Origin of the sequence: Agrococcus carbonis (genome assembly GCF_900104705.1) — a bacterium.
Taxonomy (GTDB): Bacteria; Actinomycetota; Actinomycetes; order Actinomycetales; family Microbacteriaceae; genus Agrococcus; species Agrococcus carbonis.
The window spans coordinates 704,642-719,761 of sequence record NZ_LT629734.1 but is presented as its reverse complement, the minus strand read 5'-3'; the positions used below and the strand labels follow the sequence as shown (position 1 = coordinate 719,761).

The following is a 15,120-nucleotide window of genomic DNA, read 5'->3' as shown; positions in this document are numbered from 1 at the left end:
CGCGCGCCATCGCGCGCTCGTGGTCATGCGATGCGGAACGCCTGCTCGCCGCGAGGCTCCGCGTCGGTCGCCTCGACGCGCTCGACGCGCGCCGACGGCGGGCCGTGGGCGAGCCACGCCGCCATCTCGGCCACCGCATCCGCCGTGCCCTCGACCTCGGCCTCGACGGTGCCGTCGAAGCGGTTGCGCACGCTGCCGGCGACGCCGAGCCGCCGCGCCTCGGCGGCCGCGGCCATGCGGAAGCCGACCGCCTGCACGCTGCCGTGCACGACGAAGCGTCGGCGCACCCGCGCCGGCGCTGCGTCGGATGCGCTCAGGGCTCGACCTCGTCGGGAGCCGGACGAGCGCTGCGCCACTGCTCGGGCAGCTCCTCGTTCGGCGTGCCGTCGGCGTGCACCGGCTGGCCCGTGCGCGGATCGTGCGCGGCCGATTCGTGCCCGACGGTGGGCGGGAACTCGTTGTGGCGGGTGGCGAACGAGTTGGCCGTGCCGCTGTCGTCGGGCGGCCGCTGGTGGTAGACCGGGTCGCCCTCGCGCCGGTCGTAGTGCGGGTCGGTCGACTGGATGGCCATCGCTTGCTCCCTCGCTCGGTGCGGCTACCGCTCCGGCTCGCCCGAGAGCTCCTCGGAGACGTGCTCGTGGCGCTTCGCACCCTGCTCGTGGGCGCGGAGCGCCTCCTCCTGCAGCTCCTGCGACACGCCCTCGGGCTGCTCGGCGTCGAAGCCGCTCGCAGCCCCGTCGGCGTCGTCGCCCGCGACGCCGTCGCCGTGCACCTCCTCGTGCGTGCGCGGATCGCGGCCTGCGCCGGCGTGCCCCTCGTCGGCGAACTCGCCGTGGCGGCTGTCGAACGAGCCCGCGCTGCCGCTGTCGTCGGCCGGGAGGTCGCTCTGCACCGGGTCGACGCCCTCGGGTCCGAGGTTGCGCTCGCTGGGCTGCTGCATGCTCATGGGGGCTCCTCACGTGTCCTGCGGCACACGGTACGGCTGCTGCCTGGGAGCGACAACCCCTCCGATGCGGCCGGGCGGGGCGGATGCCGCCGGTAGGCTGGTCTGTCGTGGCACTCACGATCGGCATCGTCGGACTCCCCAACGTGGGCAAGTCGACCCTCTTCAACGCACTCACCAAGAACACCGTGCTCGCGGCGAACTACCCGTTCGCGACGATCGAGCCGAACATCGGGGTGGTCGAGCTGCCGGACGAGCGCCTCACCCGCCTCGCCGAGATCTTCGGCTCGCAGCGCATCCTGCCCGCGACGGTCTCGTTCGTCGACATCGCCGGCATCGTCAAGGGCGCGAGCGAGGGGGAGGGGCTCGGGAACCAGTTCCTCGCCAACATCCGCGAGGCCGACGCGATCGCGCAGGTCGTGCGTGGCTTCGGCGACGGCGACGTCGTGCACGTCGACGGCCAGGTCGACCCCGCCTCCGACATGGAGACGATCAACACCGAGCTGATCCTCGCCGATCTCCAGACCCTCGAGAAGGCCGTCCCGCGCCTCGAGAAGGAGGTGCGCGGCAAGAAGGTCGACGCGTCGGTGCTCGAGGCGGCCACCGAGGCCCAGCAGATCCTCAACTCGGGCCGGACGCTCTCGCAGGCCGGCTTCGACACCGCGCCGCTGAAGGAGCTCGGCCTCCTCACGGCCAAGCCGGTGCTGTTCGTCTTCAACGTCGACGAGGACGTGCTGGCCGACGATGCCCGCAAGGCCGAGCTCGCCGAGCTCGTCGCGCCTGCGAAGGCCGTCTTCCTCGACGCGAAGGTCGAGTCGGAGCTCATCGACCTCGAGCCCGACGAGGCGCTCGAGCTGCTGCAGTCGCTCGGCCAGGAGGAGTCGGGCCTCGACCAGCTCGCGCGCATCGGCTTCGAGACGCTCGGCCTGCAGACCTACCTCACCGCTGGGCCCAAGGAGTCGCGCGCCTGGACGATCCGCAAGGGCTGGACGGCCCCGCAGGCCGCCGGCGTCATCCACACCGACTTCGAGCGCGGCTTCATCAAGGCCGAGGTCGTCTCCTTCGCCGACCTCGACGCCGCGGGCTCGATGGCGGATGCGAAGGCCGCCGGCCGGGTGCGCATCGAGGGCAAGGACTACGTGATGGCCGACGGCGACGTGGTGGAGTTCCGCTTCAACGTGTAGTCGCGTTCCGGTTCAACCACTGTTGCGCAGTGGATGGAACGCTCTCGCGGACTGCCGTCCGCCTCGCTGCGTGAGGAGCTGTCACAGCTAGATTTATCTTGACGTCGAGATGAAAAGGAGGCAGAGATGAAGCTCCACCATGTTCAGATTTCCATGCCGGCTGGTGCGGAGGATGAGGCGCGACGCTTCTACGGCGACGCCCTTGGACTGCGGGAGGTGCAGAAACCGCCATCCCTGGTCGGTCGTGGTGGCTGCTGGTTCCGCGCCTACGACGGTGATGTCATCGTTGCCGAGATCCACCTCGGCGTCGACAGTCCATTCCGGCCTGCCAACAAGGCCCACCCTGGTCTGGTCTGCGAGTCCCTAGATGAGCTGGAGGCGGTGGCTGAGCGCATCGAGCGGGGGACCTACGAGGTGTCGTGGGCGGAGCGAGACACGTTCGAGGGGTACGCCCGCTTTCATGCACGTGACGGTTTTGGCAATCGCATTGAGGTGATGACGCCGACGGAGTGATCGGAAGACGCTCTGTTGTCGAGATTCCACCAGAGGTTGGTATGCGCGGCGACGTGGTGGAATTCCGCTTCAACGTCTGACGTGTTCCGGTCGTTGAGCCGGCCGCAGGCGAGACGAAACGTACCTATGCTGGTCTCATGATTGACGAGTGGCGACGCGTGTACAGAGAGTCGACGATGGTGGGCTGGGACTTCTCGACCCTCGACGGGCAGCTTAGCGCCGACGAACCGTGGTGGGACTTCGAACAGGATTGCTTCTCCGCCATTGCTTCTGCACGGCGGATTGCGGACCTTGGGACCGGTGGCGGTGAGAGGCTGCTGGACCTGCTGGGCTCGGACGACATCACGGGCAAGAGCATCATCGCCACTGAGGGTTGGGAACCGAACGTCGCGGTAGCGCACCGCGCTCTTGCCTCGCGGGGCATCGCGGTTGTCAGGTACGACTCTGAGCAGGACACGCGGATGCCGTTTGCCGACAGCAGCTTCGATCTCGTGATGTCCCGCCATGAGTCGATTGATCCGCAGGAGATTGCACGGGTGCTGGCTCCTGGGGGTCGATTGTTGACGCAACAGGTCGACGGGCATGATGCGGAGGAGGTCCACGAATGGTTCGGTCAGCCGTTTGAGTATCCGCATGTGACTTCGCGTCGCTTCGTCGATGACATTGAGACGGCGGGCCTGAATGTTGACGTCGTGGACGATTGGCATGGAACGATGGAGTTCGAGAGCGTGACGGCGCTGGTCACGTATCTTGCCTTGACTCCTTGGGATGCGCCGAACTTCTCCGTATCTGAGCACGAGGCCCAGCTGTTGGCGCTGGACGAAGATCGCCCGATCAAGGTGACTCAGCGGCGTTTCCGCGTGTACGCGACGAAGCCGTAGGCCGATGAAGCTGGAGGGTTGGGCCGCACACCGTCAACGCTCACGCAGCGCGGCGGGGACTGAGGCAGATCGGATCGAGACGATCCACCCGGGAGAGATCCTGATGGAGGACTTCATCGAGGGTTTCGGGATCACGCAAAACAAGCTTGCGGTGTCGATCGGTGTGCCCCCGCGCCGGATCAATGAGATCGTGCACGGCAAGCGCGGGATCAGTGAGGACACGGTTATCCGGCTCGCGCGCTACTTCGGCACGTCCGAGGAGTTTTGGATGAACTTACAGTCGAACTATGAGCTGCGGCTCGAGCGTCGAGCGCTGTGCGACATGGTCGCGGCGATCACGCCACTGCGCTTGACGTGATGGACCGCACAGTGCTGCGCCCCGACGGCGTCTGGATCGCGGTCACCGACCTCGGTGGCGATGGCCCCACCGTCGTACTGTTGCACGGCCTCGCGGGGAGTTCACGCGAACCGTTGCCCACGGCGCATGCGCTACCGGGCTATCGTGTGCTGCTCGTAGACCAGCGGGGGCACGGCGCGAGCACGCGGCTTCCCGATGATCTGTCGCGCGATGCGTTCGTCGGAGACGTCGTCGCAGTGATTGAGGAACTCGTCCCTGGGCGGCGGGCGACGCTTGTCGGGCAGTCGATGGGAGCCCACACCGCGTTCCTTGTCGCGGCGGCGAGGCCAGACCTGGTCGAGGGGCTCGTGATGCTGGAAGGGCACGTGGCGGGCAACGGTGATCCGGGAGAGGCTGCCGGACTCGGCAGCTACTTCGAGTCCTGGCCGGTGCCGTTCGAAGACGAAGCTGCCGCGCGGGGGTTCCTCGGTGATGACGCGATCGTCAATGCTTGGGTGGCCGACCTTCTTCAGACCGATGATGGCCTGGTGCCGCGCTTCGATGCCTCGGTCATGCAGCGCACGATCGAGGCCGTCCATGAGCCGCGCTGGCAGGAGTGGGAGGCTCTGCAGGTTCCGACGCTCGCGGTCTTCGCAAAGCATGGGATGTTCAGCGATGCCGATAAGGACGAACTGGTCCGGCGCAGGCCCGAAACGGAGAGAGTAGATCTGGCCGACGGCAGCCATGACGCCCACCTTGACGCCTTCGACGAGTGGACCGATGTGCTCCATCACTGGCTGTCCCGCGATCAGACCGGGCCGTTGCGACCCAGCGGCCGCTGAGGTTGGTCCGTGCCGGAACTTGGTGGAGTTCAGGTTTAACGTATAGAAATTGCCTCTGACCAGGGGCTTTATCCTCTCGACCCTTCGGTTGGGCTCGATGGGTGAGTTCCGGTCTACCATGAGATGCCCAGCGCTTATTGCGCTGACCTGCGCTTTTGATCGGCCCCTGCGGAGCTTCCGCAGGGGCTGGTTCTCATTTCTGCGGGTGTGCGAGCGTCGCCGGCAAGCGGCCTCGGATGGCCTGTTCTCTGGCGGGTTCGACTCGTGCAGCGGGCGTACGTCGAGAGATCGAGTGATCGTCGGTTAGTGTGGGGCACTGGTCGACGGCGGTGCCGTATCGTGACAACGTGGCGCACTACGAAAGATCGATGACCGGCTCACAGAGCTCGCGACTGATAATCATTCGGGGAAACTCGGGAAGCGGAAAGTCGCTCCTTGCCCAATCGATCAGGGCGGCGCGGCCGCGGGGAGTAGCTTTGCTGGGGCACGATACGTTGCGCCGAGAGATCCTTCACGTTCGGGATCGTCCCCAAGCTCTCAGCGTGGCTTACATCGACATGTCGGCTCGCTTTGCTCTCGACAACGGCCTGGATGTCGTTGTTGAGGGGATCCTTCATTCGGAGATATACGGTGACATGCTCACCCAACTCCAACGGGATCATCGCGGTGCTACGCGTGCGTTCGTCTACGAACTCGGGTTGGAGGAAACTCTGCGGAGGCACCGCACGAAGACGCTCGCAGCTGAAGTGTCGGAAGAACAGGTCTCATCTTGGTATCGCGAGTCCGACAGGATTCCCGAACTGGGGGAGATCGTGTTTGACGCTGACGCCAGCGCGAGTGATGCGCTTGCTCAAGTGCTTGCTGAGGTCGGGTGGGGCGAAGCGGAATGACGATCGAGAGCATGGGTAGACGTTCGGTCAAGAAGGCGGTCGGGTACGTCGTCCGCCAAGGGAAGCTGCTCGTGTTTACACATGACGATTTCCTGATGGAGATCACCGGTGTGCAGGTGCCCGCTGGGTCGATCGCAGAGGGCGAGTCGCCTGCGGATGCCGTCGTGCGCGAGGTGGGAGAAGAGACCGGCCTCACCGCCAGGATCGTTCGCTCGCTCGGCGTCGAATCGTACGACATGTGGCCCGCAAAGCCCGAGGTTCACGAACGGCACTTCTTCCAACTCGAGCTGGTACATCCGGATGTTCCGGAGCGCTGGACGTGCGGCGAACAGGATTCGTCCGGTGGAGGCGAACCCGTTAGCTGGACGTGCTGGTGGATGGCGCTGACGGATGCTCACGTTCTCTGCGCAGGCTTTGGCGCACGCCTCGGAAGCGTCGAAGCCGATGATGATCTCTGAGGTTGGTATCTGTGGCGACGTGGTGGAGTTCCGCTTCAACGTGTAGCCGACGGCGCGAGCCCATCGCGATCTTCTCCACCCGTACTGTTGCGCTCATGCACCTTGGCACCTCCTCTTCCGCGGCGCCTCGGCCCGACGCGAGTGCGCCTGCGGACCGCGAGCCGCTCGAGCGGCGTCCGCGGGTCGCGCTCGTGACCGGCGCCGGGCGGGGCCTCGGCGCCGCCATCGCGACGGCGCTCGCCGCCGACGGATGCGCCGTGGCCGTCAACGACCTGCCGGAGAGCAGCGGCGCGGCCGCAGTCGTCGACGCCGTGCAGGCGGCCGGCGGTGAGGCGATCCTCGCGCCGGGCGACGTGACCACCCCCGAGGGCGTGGGCGCCGCGGTAGCGGCGGCCGAGGACGCGTTCGGCCCCATCGACGTGCTCGTGCCGTGCGCGACCGGGCCACAGCCGGAGGCCGCGGTCGAGCACATGACGTGGGAAGACCTGCTGCTGCCGCTGCGCTTCTTCACGCTGAGCCCGCTGCTGCTCGTGCAGGCGGTGCTGCCGGGCATGCGCGCGGCGGGCGGCGGGCGCGTCGTCATAATCGGGTCGGATCTGGCGCAGCGCACCGACGTCGGGTGGTCCGCGTACTCGGCCGCGAAGGCGGCGCAGCTCGCGCTCGTGCGCACGTGGGCTCGGGAGCTCGCCGCCGACGGCATCAACGTGAACGCCGTCGCGCCCGGATGGATCCCCGTCGAGCGCCACGCGTCGACGGCGCCCGAGCACCTCGCGGCCTATACCGCGCGCGTGCCGCTCGGCCGCATGGGGACGCCCGCAGATGTCGCGGGCGCCGTGGTGTGGCTCGCCTCCTCGGCCGCGTCGTTCGTCACCGGCGAGCAGGTGACGGTCAACGGCGGCCACCGCCTCACGTGACGGCACCGCATCGCCGCAGGACGGCCGGCGTCGCGAGCCGCGACGCCGCTGCGGCGCGACCGTAGGATCGGGGCATGGCGACCGGTGAGCAGCAGAGGCAGGAGGACGACCTCCTGCTCGAGCGGCAGGTGTGCTTCGCGCTGTCGGTCGCGTCGCGGAGCGTGGTAGCCGCCTACCGTCCGGTCCTGGCGCCCCTTGGCCTGTCGCATCCGCAATACCTCGTGATGCTCGCGCTGTGGGGTTCCTCGCCGATGTCGCTGCGCGAGCTCGGCGAGCAGCTGCGGCTCGAGCCGGCGACGTTGTCGCCGCTCGTGAAGCGGCTGGAGGCGGCGGGACTTGTGCAGCGGGCGCGGCACGAGGGCGACGAGCGCCGCCTCGACATCACCGTGACGGAGCGCGGCCGGGCGCTGCGCGAGCAGGCGCTCGCGGTGCCCTCGACGATGGCCGAGCGGCTCGGCCTCGACCGCGACGAGCTGCGGCAGCTGCACGGGCTCATGGGGCGGTTGATCGGTGCGGCGGATCAGGCGCCGAGCGCGTAGCCGCTCGCGAGCGGCGTCAGGTGGCGAGCACCACGAACACGATGAGCGCCGCAGCGGTGCCGGCGACCGCGACGCCGCTGAGCACATAGGCGACGATCTTCCAGGCGAGCTGGTCGCCGCGGGTGAAGGCCTGGGGATCCCGCGGGGGCTTCGCCGTCGGCGCGTCGATCTGCTGCTGCGTCGTCATGGCGCGTGCTCCTGGTTGGTCCGCCCGATAGTTCGTGCACTAAGCATATGGGACGTGTGCAGGCGACCCTGGCCAGCGCCTGGCAGGCTTGACCCATGTCGAACCCCACCGCCGCGATGCTCGTGATCGGCGACGAGATCCTCTCGGGCCGCACTCGTGAGGCGAACGCCTACCACCTGGCCGGGCGGCTGACCCAGGTCGGCATCGACCTGCGCGAGATCCGGGTGGTGCCCGACGACCACGCCGTCATCGTCGACGCGATCACGGCGCTCCGGGGAGCGCACGCGCACGTGTTCACGTCAGGCGGCATCGGCCCCACGCACGACGACATCACGGCGGATGCGGTGGCCGACGCGTTCGGTGTCGGGATCGACGTGCGCGAGGACGCCCGCGCGCACCTGCAGGCGGCGGTCGGCGCCGGACGCACGCTCACCGACGAGCACCTGCGCATGGCGCGCATCCCGCACGGCGCCGCGCTCATCGTCAACCGGATGAGCGGCGCGCCGGGCTTCAGCGTCGGCAACGTGCACGTGATGGCCGGGGTGCCGGAGATCTTCGTCGCCATGCTCGACGAGCTGCTGCCCGGCCTCGACTCCGGCAAGCCGGTGCTGTCGCGCGAGCTTCGCTTCGACGTGGGGGAGGGGCGGATCGCCGCCCCGCTGCGCGCGCTCGCCGACGAGTTCCGCACGCTCAGCGTCGGCTCCTACCCGTTCCGCGACGCGTCGGGCTACGGCACGAACATCGTCGTGCGCGGCACCGACATCGAGCTCATCGATCTCGCGATCGAGCGGCTCGAGGCGATCCGCCGCTCGGTGGTCTGATCGGAACACGCGCGCCCGAGGGGCCAGCGGCGCACGTGCGCAGCCGCATCCGCCGGCCCGCGCGCTCGGCCCTGCAACGCCTCTGTCGCCCACGGTATGCCCGTCATACGCTGGCGGCGAACCGACCGGGCCCGCGCTGGCCCGCCTTCGCAGAGCGGCGTAGACTCGATCGCAGGTTGTTCAAATTTTAAGGAGAGCATCATGCGCGCATGGCAGTTCGTCGGCACCCACAAGCCCTTCGAGCGGGTCGACATCGAGGAGCCCACCGCGGGCCCCGGCAAGGTCGTCATCGACGTCAAGGCCGCGGGCCTCTGCCACTCCGACGTCGGCATCCTCGAGGACGAGAAGTGGCTCTCGACGATGAAGGAGCTCCCCGTCGTCCCCGGCCACGAGACCGCCGGTGTCATCAGCGAGGTCGGCGAGGGTGTGACCGACTGGAAGGTCGGCGACCGCGTCGCCGTCTGGCCGCTCGCCGAGATCATGGGCTACATGGTCAACGGCGCCTGGGAGGACCGCGCCGAGGTGTCGACCGACGCGCTCGTCGCGATCCCCGACGAGGTCTCCTTCGCGCAGGCCGCCGCCGCGACCGACGCCGGCATGACCTCCGTCGGCGCGCTCTCGACCGCGGGTGTCGAGGCCGGCATGAAGGTCGGCGTCATCGGCTTCGGCGGCCTCGGCCAGATCGGTGCGCGCGTCGCGAAGCTGCGCGGCGCCGACGTGTACGTCGCCGAGGTCAACGAGTCGATCTGGGACCGCATCCGCGAGGCGGGCGCGACGAAGGTCGCGAAGTCGATCACCGAGTTCGCCGACGTCGAGCTCGACGTGATCATCGACTACGCCGGCTTCGGCGTGACGACGGCGGATGCGCTCAAGGCCGTCAAGTCGTCCGGCGGTGGCCGCGTCGTGCAGGTCGGCATGGGCAAGCTCGAGTCGACCATCGACACCTACTCGCTCATCCTCGGCCGCAAGCAGCTGCACGGATCCATGGGCGGCAGCAAGAACGACATCGAGGAGACCATGCGCTACATGGCCTCGGGCGACCTCAAGCCGACGATCACCGAGATCGACTTCGAGCAGATCCCCGACGGCATCCAGCAGCTCATGGACGGCACCTCAGTCGGCCGCCTCGTCGCGAAGGTCGCCGACTGACCCGAGCGGACCGCGTCGCACATCGATTCCAGGGAGACATCCCCGCTGGCACTCAGGTTCGTCCGCGAGCCTGACGGCCGGCGCTCCCGGGACGCTCGATGTCTTGGTGACGGCCACGCGAACGCCCCTCAGCGCAGCTGCGCGAGGGGCGTTCGCCCGTTGTCGGGGGTGTGCGCCTCAGGACTGCGGCGCAGCCGAGGTGTCGACGCAGACGACGCCGGTGTTGCCGTCCTGATCGGCGATGACCGTGAGCGACGGCGCATCGCTGTCGTCGACGACGGTGCCGCCGGCGGCGACCGCGGCGGCGATCCGCTGCTCGGCGACCTCCGGCGCCACGTACACCTCGAGGTGGAAGCGCTGCGAAGCGCTCTCGCCGCCATCGGCGTCGCCGAACCACAGGTTCGGCACCCGGCCCGACGCATCCCGGATCTCGTCGCTCGGGGAGCCGTGGCCCTGGGCCGCCGCGTCGCCGGTCAGCAGCGCCGCCCAGACGGGCGCGATGGTCGCCGACCGCGCGGTGTCGAGGCCGAGCTCGATGACGCTGACCGCGCCGGGGTCGGCCGTGAGCCCGTGCTCGGCGGCGATCGCGGTGATGCGGCGCGCGAGGTCGACGTCCTTCGCCGTCACCCACTCGACGACGTGCTCGGTGTCGCCGTCACGGTAGATCGCGTCGTCGCTGCTCAGCTTGAGGTCCACTTGCCGCGCGCTCATCGAGACGCGCGGATGGTGGCCGAGGGCGTCGCCGGCTTCGGCGACAGCGGCGACGAAGCGCGCGGCGACGCCGAACCCGTCGACGAGGTAGCGGGCGTGCAGCCCCTGCGCCAGCTTTCGCCAGTCGGCGAGGCCGGCCTCGGCGATCTGCGTACCCGACAGCATGTCCATGGCCGGGAACCCTACTCCCGTGGCGGCCGGAGCGGCAGGATGGGCGCATGAGCGATCCCCAGCAGCTCCTCACGCAGGACCAGATCGACGACGCCGGGCTCGCGGACTGGCGCCGCGTCGGCGACGCCCTGGTCGCCCGGTTCCGCACGAAGTCCTTCGCGAAGGGCCTCGAGCTGGTCAACCGCATCGGTGCCGCCGCCGAGGCGGCGGACCACCACCCTGACATCGCGCTCACCTACGGCGCCGTCGGCGTCACGCTCTCGAGCCACGACGCGGGCGGCATCACGGTGCGCGACGTGCGGCTCGCGCGGGCCGTCGACGAGGCTGCCGCCGCCCTCGGCATCGCCGCGGTGCGCGACCGCTGACGGTCGGACGCCTGCGTCAGCGCGCGCAGTCGATGCAGGTCGTCGCCTGCGGCCGCGCCTCCAGCCGCTCCGGCGCGATCGGCCGCCCGCACACGGCGCAGATGCCGTCCTCCCCGCTGGCGATGCGGGCGGCCGCCGCCTCGACCTCCGCCAGCTCGGCCAGCCGCGCCTGCCGCAGGCCTTCCAGCCGCGACCACTCCGACGACATCGAGACGCCGTCGGGATCGTGCTCGTCGTCATCGCTGAGGACCTCGCGCATGCCGCGCAGGTCGGCGAGCTCGCGATCGACCTCCGCGAGCGCGTCGCGCACCGCCCGTCGACGCGCCTCGACGCTCGCGGCGCGCGCTGCGCGGCCGTCGGGCATCGGCGCTCGCTCGTCGCGGGTCGCCTCGGTGCCTGCTGCCATGCCGCCACCGTAGCCGGGCCGCACGGCACCGCGTGCGCACTGCACGCATCCGCCCTCCACGACCCCCACCGCATCCGCCCGCTGCGCGCCCAGAGCCGAGGCGGCAGACTGGCGCCGACGGGCGAGGGGAGCCGCATGGACGCCGACGTGATCGTGATCGGGGCGGGGATCGCCGGCCTGCAGACTGCCCGACGGCTCGAGGCCGGTGGCCGCTCGGTGCTCGTGCTGGAGGCGGAGGACGCCGTCGGCGGGCGCATCCGCACCGACCGCGTCGACGGCTTCCTCGTCGACCGCGGCTTCCAGGTGCTGAACCCCGCCTACCCCGCGGTGCGCCGCTGGATCGACGTGCCTGAGCTCGGGATCCAGCGCTTCGGTGTCGGCGCCATCGTGCGCAGCGGAGACCGCACGACGCGGCTGGCGCATCCGGCGCGCCACCCGCAGCATCTGCTCTCCACCGTCACGAGCGGCATCGTCGCGCCGCGGGACGCACTCGCGCTGGCCCGGTGGCTCGGCCCCACCCTGCTCGACGCGCGCGTCGCCTCCCGCGCCGAGCACGACGAGACGCTGCGCGCATCCCTCGACCGCGCGGGCCTCACCGGGCCGCTGCGGCGCGATGTGCTCGACACCTTCCTCGCCGGCGTGCTCGCCGACGCCGACGGCGCGACCTCGGCGAACTACGCGCGACTGCTGCTTCGAGCCTTCGCGCTCGGCGCACCCGGTCTGCCGCGCGCAGGCATGCAGGCGCTGCCCGAGCAGCTGGCCGCCGGCCTCGCGGCTCCCGTGCGGCTCGGCACGGCGGCGCGCGAGCTGCGCGAGCGGACGGATGCGGTCGAGGTCGTCACCGACACCGGCCGGCTGCGTGCCCGCGCGGCCGTGGTCGCGGTGGGACCGCAGCACGTCGGCGACCTGACCTCCCTGCCGACCCCGGAGACGCACGGGCTGACGACCTGGTGGTTCCGCGCCACCGGTCGGCCGCGCACCGGGCCGTTCCTGGTGCTCGACGCCTCGCGGCCCGGCGGAGGTCCCGCAGGGCCGGTGCAGCACACCGCCGCGATCAGCGAGGCCGCGCCCTCCTACGCGCCGGCGGGGCGGGCCCTCGTCGAGGCGACCACGCTGCTCGACCGCTCCGGCGAACACGCTGGCGAGGAAGACGTGCGCCGCGATCTCGCGCGCCTCTACGGCACCTCGACGCGCCGATGGGAGGTGCTGGCGCACCACGTCCTCCCGCACACGACGCCCGCGCAGCCGCCGGGGCCGATCGCCCGCGAGCCCGCATGGACGGGGGAGCGCACACTCGTGACCGGCGACCATCGCGCGACCGCGTCCATCCAGGGAGCGCTCGTCGCAGGCTCGCAGGCAGCGCGCGCGGTCGCCCGCGCGCTCGGCTGAGCGGGCAGCCCGGCCGCCGGACCCGGCCCGGCCGCGCGCGGTACCGCACCCGGCCGAGCGCGATGCTCAGGCGCTGCTCGGTCGACTCCCAGGGTCGGCGGGCATCATCGTTCGCGGTACTCCTGGGGCGCCCGATGCCTTGGACGAAGGCCACGCGAATGCCCCTCCGCAGCGAGCTGCGAGAGGGGCTCTCGCCGTCTCAGGGCGGGCCTGCCTGCGCCGGGGCGCAGCGCCGACCGCGCCCGCCCGCGCCTGGGAGAATCGCAGGATGACCGCAACCCTCGTCGCCCAGGGCCTCGCCGGCGGCCACGGCCACCGCACGCTCTTCGACGCGCTCGACCTCACGGTCGCGCCCGGAGACGTCGTCGGCGTCGTGGGCGCCAACGGCGCGGGCAAGTCGACGCTCCTGCGCATCCTCGCCGGGCAGCACGCGCCGCAGGCCGGCACCGTGCAGCTCGCCCCCGCCGACGCCTTCGTCGGCTACCTGCCGCAGGAGCACGAACGACTCGAGGGCGAGACCGTCGGCGACGCGATCGCCCGGCGCACCGGCTGCGCGGAGGCGACCGCCGTGATGGACGCCGCAGCGGCGGCGCTCGGCGACCCCACGCTCGCACCGGACGGCACCGACCCGGCCGACGCCTACGCATCCGCGCTCGACCGATGGCTCGCGAGCGGCGCCGCCGACCTCGACGAGCGGCTGCCGGTGGTGCTCGCCGAGCTGGGGCTCGAGCTCGACGCGGATGCGCTCATGACGTCGCTCTCGGGCGGGCAGGCGGCGCGCGTGGGACTCGCGGCGCTGCTGCTGAGCCGCTTCGACATCGTGCTGCTCGACGAGCCGACGAACGACCTCGACCTCGACGGACTCGAGCGGCTCGAGGCGTTCGTGCAGGGGCTGCGCGGCGGCGTCGTGCTCGTGAGCCACGACCGCGAGTTCCTCTCCCGCTGCGTCACGCGCGTGCTCGAGCTCGACCTCGCGCAGCACAGCAACCGCGTCTACGGCGGCGGCTACGACGCGTACCTCGAGGAGCGCGCGACCGTGCGCCGGCACGCGCGCGAGGCGTACGACGAGTTCGCCGAGCAGAAGGCCGACCTCGTCGCCCGCGCGCGCCGCACGCGCGAGTGGTCGAGCCAGGGCGTGCGGAACGCCATGAAGAAGGCGCCCGACAACGACAAGAACCGCCGACGCGCGATGACCGAGTCGAGCGAGAAGCAGGCGCAGAAGGTGCGGCAGATGGAGAGCCGCATCGCGCGGCTCGAGGAGGTCGAGGAGCCGCGCAAGGAGTGGCAGCTGCAGCTGGCGATCGCCGCGGCGCCGCGCTCGAGCACGGTCGTCTCGACGCTCGACGAGGTCGTCGTGCGGCAGGGCTCGTTCACCCTCGGTCCCGTCTCGCTGCAGGTGAACGCTGGGGAGCGCATCGGCATCACGGGCCCGAACGGCGCGGGCAAGTCGACGCTGCTGCGTGCGCTCCTCGGGCGCGCGGCTCCGGATGCGGGCCGCGCGAGCATGGGTGCGAGCGTCCAGGTGGGCGAGATCGACCAGGCGCGCTCGCTGCTCGTGGGGGAGCGCGCGCTCGCGGACGCGTTCGAGGCGCTCGTGCCCGCGATGGCGACAGGCGAGGTGCGCACGCTGCTCGCGAAGTTCGGCCTGCGCGCCGACCACGTCGGCCGCCCCGTCGACGAGCTCTCGCCCGGCGAGCGCACGCGCGCCGCCCTCGCGCTGCTGCAGGCGCGGGGCGTCAACCTGCTCGTGCTCGACGAGCCCACCAACCACCTCGACCTGCCCGCCATCGAGCAGCTCGAGCAGGCGCTCGAGCACTACGACGGCACGCTGCTGCTCGTCACCCACGACCGGCGGATGCTCGAGGCCGTCCGGCTCGACCGCCACTGGCGCGTCGTGGACGGCCGGGTCGACGAGCGCTGAGCGCGCGGCTCAGGCCGGCAGTTCGCCGCTGCGGTGCGGTCGCAGGACGCCGAGCGCGAGCATCACCAGGCCGCACTCGGCGATCCCGAGCACGAAGTACACCGCCTGCAGGACGCTGAACGGGATGACGACCATCTGCACGAAGATCCAGATGAGCATCCCGAATCCCGCGACGGCGCCGGCCAGCAGCCACCAGCGGGTGCGGCGCAGCGTCAGCACGCCGGCGGCCACGTGGACGCCGCCGACCACCGCTGCGAGCAGCAGCCCCGGCACCAGGTAGCCGCCGAACGGCGACCCCTCGAGGTACTCCGCGGGCGGCACGAGCACGGTGCTGAGCGCCGGCACGAGCGCGCCGACCACGAGCGCAGCGCCACCGGCGATGGCGGTGACGCCGACGAGCAGCTGCACGGCGATCAGGCCGATGCGCGCCAGGCGCACCGCGCCCGCCCTGCGGGCCGTGGCGCCCGCGTCGATCGTCGCGTCATGCATCGCCGTCCCC

Annotated in this window: 21 protein-coding genes; 14 read left to right on the top strand and 7 right to left on the bottom strand. The window is 70.8% G+C overall.

Going from position 1 to position 15,120, the window contains the following annotated elements; genetic code table 11:
* Window positions 1–23: 23 nt before the first annotated feature.
* From BLT67_RS13645 to BLT67_RS13635, 3 genes are read right to left on the bottom strand one after another with little or no spacing between them, the layout of a single operon-like run.
* Complete coding sequence (locus tag BLT67_RS13645; RefSeq protein WP_231945570.1) at window positions 24–287, bottom strand: acylphosphatase; 264 nt, start codon at window positions 285–287, stop codon at window positions 24–26.
* A gap of 26 nt (window positions 288–313) precedes the next feature.
* Complete coding sequence (locus BLT67_RS13640; RefSeq protein ID WP_157674142.1) at window positions 314–571, bottom strand: hypothetical protein; 258 nt, start codon at window positions 569–571, stop codon at window positions 314–316.
* A gap of 24 nt (window positions 572–595) precedes the next feature.
* Window positions 596–946 carry a hypothetical protein gene (locus BLT67_RS13635; protein ID WP_157674140.1) on the bottom strand — a complete coding sequence of 117 codons (351 nt, stop codon included), beginning with the start codon at window positions 944–946 and terminating at the stop codon, window positions 596–598.
* A gap of 107 nt (window positions 947–1,053) precedes the next feature.
* Between BLT67_RS13635 and ychF the strand changes: the two genes are divergently transcribed.
* From ychF to BLT67_RS03460, 9 genes are all read left to right on the top strand, one after another.
* Window positions 1,054–2,127 carry a redox-regulated ATPase YchF gene (gene ychF / locus BLT67_RS03500; protein WP_092665740.1) on the top strand — a complete coding sequence of 358 codons (1,074 nt, stop codon included), beginning with the start codon at window positions 1,054–1,056 and terminating at the stop codon, window positions 2,125–2,127.
* A gap of 126 nt (window positions 2,128–2,253) precedes the next feature.
* Window positions 2,254–2,640, top strand: coding sequence for a VOC family protein (locus tag BLT67_RS03495; RefSeq protein WP_092665739.1), 387 nt, complete (start codon window positions 2,254–2,256; stop codon window positions 2,638–2,640).
* Between the two features lie 137 nt (window positions 2,641–2,777).
* Window positions 2,778–3,521, top strand: coding sequence for a class I SAM-dependent methyltransferase (locus BLT67_RS03490; protein ID WP_172801974.1), 744 nt, complete (start codon window positions 2,778–2,780; stop codon window positions 3,519–3,521).
* A gap of 4 nt (window positions 3,522–3,525) precedes the next feature.
* Complete coding sequence (locus tag BLT67_RS03485) at window positions 3,526–3,879, top strand: HigA family addiction module antitoxin (protein WP_092665738.1); 354 nt, start codon at window positions 3,526–3,528, stop codon at window positions 3,877–3,879.
* On the top strand, window positions 3,879–4,700 hold the full coding sequence (locus BLT67_RS03480; RefSeq protein WP_092665737.1) for an alpha/beta fold hydrolase: 822 nt from the start codon (window positions 3,879–3,881) through the stop codon (window positions 4,698–4,700). Before BLT67_RS03485 ends, BLT67_RS03480 begins: the two co-directional genes overlap by 1 nt.
* 368 nt (window positions 4,701–5,068) lie before the next feature.
* The gene (locus BLT67_RS03475) at window positions 5,069–5,590 is read left to right on the top strand and encodes an AAA family ATPase (RefSeq protein ID WP_331712168.1); all 522 of its coding nucleotides are present in this window, start codon (window positions 5,069–5,071) and stop codon (window positions 5,588–5,590) included.
* The gene (locus tag BLT67_RS03470; RefSeq protein WP_231945569.1) at window positions 5,587–6,048 is read left to right on the top strand and encodes an NUDIX hydrolase; all 462 of its coding nucleotides are present in this window, start codon (window positions 5,587–5,589) and stop codon (window positions 6,046–6,048) included. The genes BLT67_RS03475 and BLT67_RS03470 overlap by 4 nt, the downstream gene beginning before the upstream one ends.
* A gap of 191 nt (window positions 6,049–6,239) precedes the next feature.
* Window positions 6,240–6,962, top strand: a complete 723-nt coding sequence (locus tag BLT67_RS03465; RefSeq protein ID WP_231945568.1) for an SDR family NAD(P)-dependent oxidoreductase — start codon at window positions 6,240–6,242, stop codon at window positions 6,960–6,962.
* Window positions 6,963–7,036: 74 nt separating this feature from the next.
* Window positions 7,037–7,501, top strand: coding sequence for a MarR family winged helix-turn-helix transcriptional regulator (locus BLT67_RS03460; RefSeq protein WP_092665733.1), 465 nt, complete (start codon window positions 7,037–7,039; stop codon window positions 7,499–7,501).
* A 16-nt stretch (window positions 7,502–7,517) separates the two neighbouring features.
* Here BLT67_RS03460 and BLT67_RS13330 read toward each other — a convergent pair whose 3' ends face one another.
* Window positions 7,518–7,688 carry a hypothetical protein gene (locus BLT67_RS13330; protein WP_157674138.1) on the bottom strand — a complete coding sequence of 57 codons (171 nt, stop codon included), beginning with the start codon at window positions 7,686–7,688 and terminating at the stop codon, window positions 7,518–7,520.
* 95 nt (window positions 7,689–7,783) lie between these two features.
* Here BLT67_RS13330 and BLT67_RS03455 point away from each other — a divergent pair, with 95 nt between their 5' ends.
* Window positions 7,784–8,509: a competence/damage-inducible protein A gene (locus tag BLT67_RS03455; RefSeq protein ID WP_092665732.1), complete on the top strand. Its 726-nt coding sequence runs from the start codon at window positions 7,784–7,786 to the stop codon at window positions 8,507–8,509.
* A 201-nt stretch (window positions 8,510–8,710) separates the two neighbouring features.
* Complete coding sequence (locus BLT67_RS03450; RefSeq protein ID WP_092665731.1) at window positions 8,711–9,658, top strand: zinc-binding dehydrogenase; 948 nt, start codon at window positions 8,711–8,713, stop codon at window positions 9,656–9,658.
* A 177-nt stretch (window positions 9,659–9,835) separates the two neighbouring features.
* Here BLT67_RS03450 and BLT67_RS03445 read toward each other — a convergent pair whose 3' ends face one another.
* Window positions 9,836–10,540, bottom strand: a complete 705-nt coding sequence (locus tag BLT67_RS03445) for a VOC family protein (protein ID WP_092665730.1) — start codon at window positions 10,538–10,540, stop codon at window positions 9,836–9,838.
* 47 nt (window positions 10,541–10,587) lie between these two features.
* On the opposite strand from BLT67_RS03445, the gene BLT67_RS03440 reads away from it, so the two are divergent.
* Window positions 10,588–10,905 carry a 4a-hydroxytetrahydrobiopterin dehydratase gene (locus BLT67_RS03440; protein WP_092665729.1) on the top strand — a complete coding sequence of 106 codons (318 nt, stop codon included), beginning with the start codon at window positions 10,588–10,590 and terminating at the stop codon, window positions 10,903–10,905.
* A gap of 16 nt (window positions 10,906–10,921) precedes the next feature.
* On the opposite strand, the gene BLT67_RS13630 is transcribed toward BLT67_RS03440, so the two are convergent.
* Window positions 10,922–11,311, bottom strand: coding sequence for a TraR/DksA family transcriptional regulator (locus BLT67_RS13630; protein WP_231945567.1), 390 nt, complete (start codon window positions 11,309–11,311; stop codon window positions 10,922–10,924).
* A gap of 135 nt (window positions 11,312–11,446) precedes the next feature.
* Between BLT67_RS13630 and BLT67_RS03430 the strand changes: the two genes are divergently transcribed.
* Complete coding sequence (locus tag BLT67_RS03430) at window positions 11,447–12,700, top strand: flavin monoamine oxidase family protein (protein ID WP_092665728.1); 1,254 nt, start codon at window positions 11,447–11,449, stop codon at window positions 12,698–12,700.
* A 268-nt stretch (window positions 12,701–12,968) separates the two neighbouring features.
* On the top strand, window positions 12,969–14,621 hold the full coding sequence (locus BLT67_RS03425; protein ID WP_092665727.1) for an ABC-F family ATP-binding cassette domain-containing protein: 1,653 nt from the start codon (window positions 12,969–12,971) through the stop codon (window positions 14,619–14,621).
* A 9-nt stretch (window positions 14,622–14,630) separates the two neighbouring features.
* On the opposite strand, the gene BLT67_RS03420 is transcribed toward BLT67_RS03425, so the two are convergent.
* A complete protein-coding gene (locus tag BLT67_RS03420) occupies window positions 14,631–15,110 on the bottom strand; it encodes a hypothetical protein (RefSeq protein ID WP_231945566.1) in 480 nt (159 codons plus the stop codon).
* Between the last annotated feature and the right edge of the window lie 10 nt (window positions 15,111–15,120).

Excerpts from the sequence above, each read along its gene's own strand:
- BLT67_RS13640 (WP_157674142.1), bottom strand. The coding sequence starts at position 571 with ATGGCCATCCAGTCGACCGACCCGCACTACGACCGGCGCGAGGGCGAC.
- BLT67_RS13635 (WP_157674140.1), bottom strand. The coding sequence starts at position 946 with ATGAGCATGCAGCAGCCCAGCGAGCGCAACCTCGGACCCGAGGGCGTC.
- BLT67_RS03495 (WP_092665739.1), top strand. The coding sequence starts at position 2,254 with ATGAAGCTCCACCATGTTCAGATTTCCATGCCGGCTGGTGCGGAGGAT.
- BLT67_RS03490 (WP_172801974.1), top strand. The coding sequence starts at position 2,778 with ATGATTGACGAGTGGCGACGCGTGTACAGAGAGTCGACGATGGTGGGC.
- BLT67_RS03485 (WP_092665738.1), top strand. The coding sequence starts at position 3,526 with ATGAAGCTGGAGGGTTGGGCCGCACACCGTCAACGCTCACGCAGCGCG.
- BLT67_RS03480 (WP_092665737.1), top strand. The coding sequence starts at position 3,879 with ATGGACCGCACAGTGCTGCGCCCCGACGGCGTCTGGATCGCGGTCACC.
- BLT67_RS03475 (WP_331712168.1), top strand. The coding sequence starts at position 5,069 with ATGACCGGCTCACAGAGCTCGCGACTGATAATCATTCGGGGAAACTCG.
- BLT67_RS03470 (WP_231945569.1), top strand. The coding sequence starts at position 5,587 with ATGACGATCGAGAGCATGGGTAGACGTTCGGTCAAGAAGGCGGTCGGG.
- BLT67_RS03460 (WP_092665733.1), top strand. The coding sequence starts at position 7,037 with ATGGCGACCGGTGAGCAGCAGAGGCAGGAGGACGACCTCCTGCTCGAG.
- BLT67_RS13330 (WP_157674138.1), bottom strand. The coding sequence starts at position 7,688 with ATGACGACGCAGCAGCAGATCGACGCGCCGACGGCGAAGCCCCCGCGG.
- BLT67_RS03455 (WP_092665732.1), top strand. The coding sequence starts at position 7,784 with ATGTCGAACCCCACCGCCGCGATGCTCGTGATCGGCGACGAGATCCTC.
- BLT67_RS03450 (WP_092665731.1), top strand. The coding sequence starts at position 8,711 with ATGCGCGCATGGCAGTTCGTCGGCACCCACAAGCCCTTCGAGCGGGTC.
- BLT67_RS03445 (WP_092665730.1), bottom strand. The coding sequence starts at position 10,540 with ATGGACATGCTGTCGGGTACGCAGATCGCCGAGGCCGGCCTCGCCGAC.
- BLT67_RS03440 (WP_092665729.1), top strand. The coding sequence starts at position 10,588 with ATGAGCGATCCCCAGCAGCTCCTCACGCAGGACCAGATCGACGACGCC.
- BLT67_RS13630 (WP_231945567.1), bottom strand. The coding sequence starts at position 11,311 with ATGGCAGCAGGCACCGAGGCGACCCGCGACGAGCGAGCGCCGATGCCC.
- BLT67_RS03430 (WP_092665728.1), top strand. The coding sequence starts at position 11,447 with ATGGACGCCGACGTGATCGTGATCGGGGCGGGGATCGCCGGCCTGCAG.
- BLT67_RS03425 (WP_092665727.1), top strand. The coding sequence starts at position 12,969 with ATGACCGCAACCCTCGTCGCCCAGGGCCTCGCCGGCGGCCACGGCCAC.
- BLT67_RS03420 (WP_231945566.1), bottom strand. The coding sequence starts at position 15,110 with ATGCATGACGCGACGATCGACGCGGGCGCCACGGCCCGCAGGGCGGGC.